This window comes from Caballeronia sp. M23-90, from assembly GCF_053574605.1.
In genome coordinates this window covers 1-5,918 of the sequence record NZ_JBSIPA010000408.1, presented here as the reverse complement: position 1 = coordinate 5,918, position 5,918 = coordinate 1, and the positions used below count along the sequence as shown (strand labels likewise).

8 protein-coding genes are annotated in these 5,918 nt (G+C 61.0%); 4 read left to right on the top strand and 4 right to left on the bottom strand.

The window, feature by feature from the left end; all coding sequences use genetic code 11:
* The 3 genes from ACRXB1_RS28435 to ACRXB1_RS28425 form a co-directional block, all read right to left on the bottom strand.
* On the bottom strand, window positions 1-213 hold a 213-nt coding region (locus ACRXB1_RS28435; protein WP_449493929.1), incomplete at its 3' end, for a universal stress protein.
* Complete coding sequence (locus tag ACRXB1_RS28430; protein WP_449493928.1) at window positions 210-698, bottom strand: universal stress protein; 489 nt, start codon at window positions 696-698, stop codon at window positions 210-212. The genes ACRXB1_RS28435 and ACRXB1_RS28430, both read right to left, overlap by 4 nt.
* A 17-nt stretch (window positions 699-715) precedes the next feature.
* Window positions 716-1,555 (bottom strand): universal stress protein, encoded by an 840-nt coding sequence (locus tag ACRXB1_RS28425; protein WP_449493927.1) that lies wholly within the window; start codon window positions 1,553-1,555, stop codon window positions 716-718.
* Between the two features lie 286 nt (window positions 1,556-1,841).
* Here ACRXB1_RS28425 and ACRXB1_RS28420 point away from each other — a divergent pair, with 286 nt between their 5' ends.
* The 3 genes from ACRXB1_RS28420 to ACRXB1_RS28410 all read left to right on the top strand — a co-directional run bounded on the left by ACRXB1_RS28420 (window position 1,842) and on the right by ACRXB1_RS28410 (window position 3,723).
* Window positions 1,842-2,393, top strand: a complete 552-nt coding sequence (locus ACRXB1_RS28420; RefSeq protein WP_075358271.1) for a carboxymuconolactone decarboxylase family protein — start codon at window positions 1,842-1,844, stop codon at window positions 2,391-2,393.
* Between the two features lie 79 nt (window positions 2,394-2,472).
* The gene (locus ACRXB1_RS28415) at window positions 2,473-3,312 is read left to right on the top strand and encodes a helix-turn-helix domain-containing protein (protein WP_449493926.1); all 840 of its coding nucleotides are present in this window, start codon (window positions 2,473-2,475) and stop codon (window positions 3,310-3,312) included.
* Between the two features lie 120 nt (window positions 3,313-3,432).
* Window positions 3,433-3,723, top strand: coding sequence for a hypothetical protein (locus tag ACRXB1_RS28410; RefSeq protein ID WP_075358273.1), 291 nt, complete (start codon window positions 3,433-3,435; stop codon window positions 3,721-3,723).
* A 37-nt stretch (window positions 3,724-3,760) separates the two neighbouring features.
* On the opposite strand, the gene ACRXB1_RS28405 is transcribed toward ACRXB1_RS28410, so the two are convergent.
* Window positions 3,761-5,497, bottom strand: a complete 1,737-nt coding sequence (locus ACRXB1_RS28405; protein ID WP_075358274.1) for a cyclic peptide export ABC transporter — start codon at window positions 5,495-5,497, stop codon at window positions 3,761-3,763.
* A gap of 239 nt (window positions 5,498-5,736) precedes the next feature.
* Here ACRXB1_RS28405 and ACRXB1_RS28400 point away from each other — a divergent pair.
* The coding region (locus ACRXB1_RS28400; protein ID WP_449493925.1) for a hypothetical protein at window positions 5,737-5,918 on the top strand (182 nt) is incomplete at its 3' end.

Genomic DNA, 5,918 nt, shown 5'->3' with positions numbered 1-5,918 from the left:
TGCCCGCGCGAGTCGGGCGCGGGCCTGCGCCTCGTGGACGGCGAGGCTCAGGCTTTCGTCTGACTTTATGAGTGGGCGCAGCTCATTCCGGCAGACCATGTACAGCCCGATCAGATGGGCGTTGTGCTTGAGGGCAAGGTCGACGGCGAAGTCGACCCGCGCGCCGCTGCGCCGGCTGTCATCGATATGCACGAGGATGGTCTTGTAGCTCATGTCAGCACTCCCGCAACGTCCGGTTTCATTTGTGTGGGCGGATGATGCGGAACGAGCAGCACCGGCATTGTGGAGAGGCGCAGGAAATGTTCGGCGACGCTGCCAAGCAAAAGCCGCCGCCAGCCGCGCCTGCCGTGCGTGCCCATCACGATGAGGTCGGCATCGAAGGCTTGCGCCGTATGCTCGATGCGTTGCGCGATGTCGTCGGCAAGCGGCTCGACTTCGACCATGCTTGTCGTGCCCTTCACGCCGTAGCGTTTCATCTTCGCGGCTGCATCGGCGAGAACGTGTTCGCCTTCGGTCACAAAGGCGTCGCGTATCGGGGTGGGATCAAACACCGCGCCCGAATACGATAGCGGCGGGACATCGATTACGTAGACGGGCCTGAGCTCGGCGCCGTGATCTCGCGCGAGTTCGAGCGCGGCCTCCAGTGCGTGGCTGGATGTCTCGCTGCCGTCGACGGGCGCAATGATTCGCTTATACATGGCAATTCTTCCTGTGATCAATGCGACATGAGTACGGGGACGGTCATCGACTGGAACATGCTGCGCGTGACGCCCCCCATGACCAGTTCCTGCCAGCGCGAGTGGCCGTACGCGCCCATCACGATCAGATCGGCGCCCAGTTCCGCTGCCTTCGAGAGCAGCAGGCCGCCTGCCGCCGTGTTTTCGATGTGTCCGAGCCGGACCACGTTTGCGTTCACGTCGTGTCGCGTCAGAACGAGCGCGATGTCCGCGCCGGGGATGCGATCGCCGCACGCCGCGTCATGTAATTCGTCGACCGTCACGATGGTGGTCCGCTTCGCCCGCCGCAAGAGCGGCAACGCATCATGCACGGCGCGCACGGACTCGCGGCTGCCGTTCCACGCGACCATCACGTTTTCGCTGAACGTCGTGAACTCGCGGGCGTACGGGTGGAAGAGCACCGGGCGGCCTGCGGACATCACGAGCGCTTCCGGAAAATGATCGGCAATAAACGATTCGGGATCGTCCGGATCTTCCTGTCCGGCAATGACGAGATCGGCACACCGCGCTAGGTGGGTGATGTCATCGTTCGGATAGTCGATGTTGCCGGCCCAGCGTCCCGCTACACCGGCGTCTTCCAGTTCTGCGTGGAAGACCTGTTCCAGCGCGCTCTGCCGCTCGAGACGCAGCTTGCGATGCTCCTGGAAATACTCGGAATAACCGGCCATCACGTAAAAGGTGCGCGGGTCCGGCGTGAAGCTGGTCAAGGCTCCCGTAAGATGCGCGCCGTATTGCCGGGCGAGCCGCATTGCGAACTTGAGGCGCGCGGTCGAGCGTGAACTGGTGTCGAGCTGGACCAGGATGCTTGTGAGGCTCATCGCAGAAACTCCGTTGGTGGGTGCTCGCGGTGGCCTACCTGTCAGGCGCCCGGCGCTTGACGAAAAGTCTATGGGCTCAGGAATCCCGTCCCTTGATGTAGATCAACGATCTCGCCCACGCGCGGGGCGTCGAAATGCACGCCGACGAACTCTGCGTTATTACATCGGAGGTAATTGAACATATTCCTGCGCTCTCTAAGATGAGAGTCATCCCCTGGCACATCAGCTCGCTTGGGGGACACGAAATGCTCATGTTGTTTGTTCAAATCCATTGAAGGAGTTAGGAATGCAAAGCTTTAGACTTTATACGATCGAATCGGCGCCGGCACAATCGCGGCCCACGCTCGAAGCCCTCGTTGAAAAATTCGGCTTTTTGCCGAACGTCATGGCGACCATGGCCGCCAACCCGGTTTTGCTCAACGGCTTCGCGGGCAGCTTCGCGAGTTTTCATGGCGGAAGTCTCGACGAATGCGAGAAACAGACCCTGCTGCTCACGAACGCGGTCACGATCAAGTGCCCTTGGACGGTGGCGGCGCATTCCACCTTTGCCCTTGAAGATGGCATGGCCGAAGCGGACGTCAACGCGATCCGTGCAGGGAAATTGCCAGCCGATCCTAAATATGCGGCGCTTTCGGGCTTGAGCCGGGCGCTGATCGAAAAACGCGGTAACGTGAGCGAGGGCGATATCGAGCGGTTTACATCGGCGGGATATTCGCCGCTTCAGATATTCGAGGTGATCACGAGTATCGGGATATCGACGATGGCCGCGACGACGACCAACATGGCCGGCACGCCGGTCGAAGACCGGTTCAAGGCTCAGGCGTGGGTCCCTGCATGACTGTTGGCGCGGGGTACGCGCGGCTCGACTGGAGTTGAGCGTATCCTGATCGACCGAACCCGCATTGAATGAGTATGGAATGAAGTCCTCTGCCAAACCTGTTACTGAACTCGGCACGCTGCTGCGCCAATGGCGAAGTACGCGCGGCAGGAGCCAGTTCGATCTCTCGCTGGATGCCGGCGTGTCGCAACGGCATGTCAGCTTCATAGAAAGCGGACGGAGCGCGCCGAGCCGCCAGACGCTCCTCAATCTTGCGCAGGCGCTCGACATTCCGCTTCGCGAGCGCAACGCGTTGTTGCTTGCTGCGGGTTTCGCGCCCATGTATTCCGAAGGCGCCTGGAACGCGGAGGAAATGCAGAGCGTGACAGGGGCGCTCGCGCGCATGTTGAAGCAGCACGAACCGTTTCCGGCAGTCGTGATGGACCGCTACTGGAACGTGCTTTTGCCCAATGAATCGGCGCCGCGTTTCTTCAATCGCTTCATCGACCTGTCCGCGCGAAAAACGCCTCGCAACATGCTGCACCTGATGTTCGATCCCGATGGCATGCGGCCGTTCATCGCCAACTGGGAGGAGGTCGCCAGGAGTTTGATTCAGCGGGTGCATCGTGAATCGGTCGGGCGGGTTATCGATGAAAAGACGCGCGAGTTGATCGACGCGCTGCTCGCTTATCCCGACGTCAAGACCGGCTGGAAATCTGCGGAGACCCTCGACGCCGGACCGGCTACGCGCAGCACGCCGGTCATTCCCATCAGCTTCGCCAAGGACGGCGCGACACTCAATTACTTCTCCATGGTCACGACCGTCGGCACGCCGCAAACGGTTGCTGCGGAGGAGTTGCGAATCGAATCCTTGTTTCCTGCGGACGATGCAACCGAGGCGCTTCATCTCCGGATGCTCGGACACGCTCACGCGGAATGAAACGACGGTGTGTTTACGAAATCTATACGCCGCAAACCCCTTCTTCAACACAATAAATACCTGCAAACCTGAACAATTGGGGTTGATGCTGGCTATAGAACTACTAAAGGCGGGGAAACAATGACCGATGACGCCGAGGCTTTGATCGATGAAATGCAGCGCTACGCGTGCGCCCGCATTCACGATGTACAACGCGGCGCGGAAACGCCCGCACTCGCAGCGCTGATGGTGGAGAAGTTCGGCGAAGGTTTGATGAAGGCGGGGTACTTGTTGAAGGTGGAACGGTTCGATGCCCTCACGCACGAGATCGACCGCCTGGTGCGCGAGATCGATGCGCACTATCCGACGCACCTTCAGTACAGGTTCGAGGCGCGGCCCGCAGGTCTCGCAATCAACGGTACGGTGTTTTGAGCACTGGCGTGCAGACCTGTCCGCCAGCCCCTTATCTTCATCCGTTCGCGAGGGCAGGCTCTGGTCCGTACGTCTCGCTGACGATACTGCCGTTGTCGAGTTTCAACACGCGGTCGGCAAGCGGGAAATAGCGGTCGTCGTGCGTGATGACGACCACCGTCTTCCCCGCGAGACGCAGTTCGGGCAGCAATTGCTCGTAGAACACGGCCTTGAATGCAGGGTCCTGGTCGGCGGCCCATTCATCGAAGAGATAGAACGGCCGGTCCTCAAGATATGCGATCACCAGCGCAAGGCGCTTGCGTTGCCCTGTGGAAAGCGCGCGCGTGGAGAATGCGCCGTCCACCACTTGCACCTTGTGATCCAGCGCCAGCTTGCCGATGAGTGCGTTCGCGCGGGCATCGGCCTGGGCACGGGAAGGATCGTTCGGATCGACGATGCCAAGCAGAGCATCGAACAGATGGAAGTCATTGAAGACTGCCGTGAAACGCTCGCGATAAGCGGGGCGTTCGAGCGACCCCACCGGCTTGCCATCGACTTCGATAACGCCGCCCTCCGGCTCATAAAGACCTGTCAGCACCTTCGCGAGCGTGGTCTTGCCGCTGCCATTCCCGCCCACGATAAACACAAGCTCCCCAGGCCTGAACGTCAGGTCCACGGGTCCGATGCGGAACATGCGTTCGTCTCGTTCGTGGAAGTACGAATGCGTGACACCACGCAGGGTCAGTGTCTTGAACGACGCTTGAGAAGCGCTCGATGACGGCGGCGTCTGAACGTCCGCCGTGGACAGTCCGCCGAATTCCGCCATCACCTTTTCGATCCGGTCGAGCGACACGCGCGCTGCGTTCACGGTCGGCAGGTTGTTGAGCAGGCCATCGAGAGGCACCAGCATGAACAGGAACACGATGACGTAACCGGCTGCGGCAGGGGTATCGGCACGGACGCCCAACGACGGCCAGAAAGCGGCAGCGCCCAGGAACACGTAAAACACGAAGATGATCCAGCCCACGCCAACGGCATAGGCACTGAACGCCCGCCGCCGATGATCGCGCACTTCGCCAATCGCCAGACCCAATTGTCCATCGACGAATTGGGTTGCGCGCGCCTGATGCAACTTCAGCTCCTTCGCACCGGTAAACAGCGCGCCGAGATAGCCGAACAACTTGTCTTGCGACTTGCCGGCCGCTTCAAGCGAGGCGATCGCGCGTTTGTCCCCGGTGTAATAACCGAATGAACCGACCACGATGGCGGTCAACGCAAGCAGGCACACCGGCAACGACAGCCACGCGAGATAAGCGAGACACCCGCACACGATGGAACCGTGCATCACGATGTTGGGCAAGGCGAAGAACAGCATGGAGACGTTGGTGGCGTCATCGGTCAGGACCGATTGCACGGGCGCCGCGCCAATACGTTCTACGTCGCGCAACTCGGCGGTCGCGACGCGCTTGGCCACGCGTTCGCGCAATTGCGCCATCGTGTCCTGCGACAGCCGCGCAAACAGGACGCCCGACACGATCCGCGTGGCGAGCGCGACCACCGCGCACAACGCGAACCGCCATGCAAGCGTGCTATCCGCCGATGAAGGCTGCGACAGCGCGCGGTTCAGCGTTGCAACCAGCGTCACGCTTGCAACGCCATTCAGCACGCACGCGGCGATGGCGAGCGTGAACGCGCCGCGTGAACGCTTGAGCAGCGTCAGGATCAGGCGCGAGGCGGGCTTGGGTGGCGCGCTCTCGTTCGAGGTGGCGTCGTAACGCTCGGTGGCTGGGGTCATTACGTTTGGCGAGTGAGAGAAGCACGGTGGCGCGGAATGCGCCTCTTGCCTCATTGACGTTTTAGCGGGGGAAATATTTAGTCGCGCGTATCTGTTTCATGCCTTTCACGTGAAGCCCGGTATTCGGCCCCGAAAATAAAGGTAAATATTCTTGTGCGCAAATCGTCATCCCAATGAAGCCGCAATTCCTGTGGCCATTGAGCGGGCCGAAACGGCCACGCTCAGAGGACTTCACGCCCATGACGACGCACACGACCCGTTTCCCGACCGCGCTGCATCTGCGTATCAGCGCGTTGGCGCGCCTTGCACCTGATGCGCCGGCGCTGACATCGTTTTCGCCAGTGGAGACGCGGCTTTCGCGTGGCGAGCTGGACCGGCGCATCAGGTGCAAGGCGCGCCAACGCGCTGATACGCAGATGCA

Excerpts from the sequence above, each read along its gene's own strand:
- ACRXB1_RS28430 (WP_449493928.1), bottom strand. The coding sequence starts at position 698 with ATGTATAAGCGAATCATTGCGCCCGTCGACGGCAGCGAGACATCCAGC.
- ACRXB1_RS28425 (WP_449493927.1), bottom strand. The coding sequence starts at position 1,555 with ATGAGCCTCACAAGCATCCTGGTCCAGCTCGACACCAGTTCACGCTCG.
- ACRXB1_RS28420 (WP_075358271.1), top strand. The coding sequence starts at position 1,842 with ATGCAAAGCTTTAGACTTTATACGATCGAATCGGCGCCGGCACAATCG.
- ACRXB1_RS28415 (WP_449493926.1), top strand. The coding sequence starts at position 2,473 with ATGAAGTCCTCTGCCAAACCTGTTACTGAACTCGGCACGCTGCTGCGC.
- ACRXB1_RS28410 (WP_075358273.1), top strand. The coding sequence starts at position 3,433 with ATGACCGATGACGCCGAGGCTTTGATCGATGAAATGCAGCGCTACGCG.
- ACRXB1_RS28405 (WP_075358274.1), bottom strand. The coding sequence starts at position 5,497 with ATGACCCCAGCCACCGAGCGTTACGACGCCACCTCGAACGAGAGCGCG.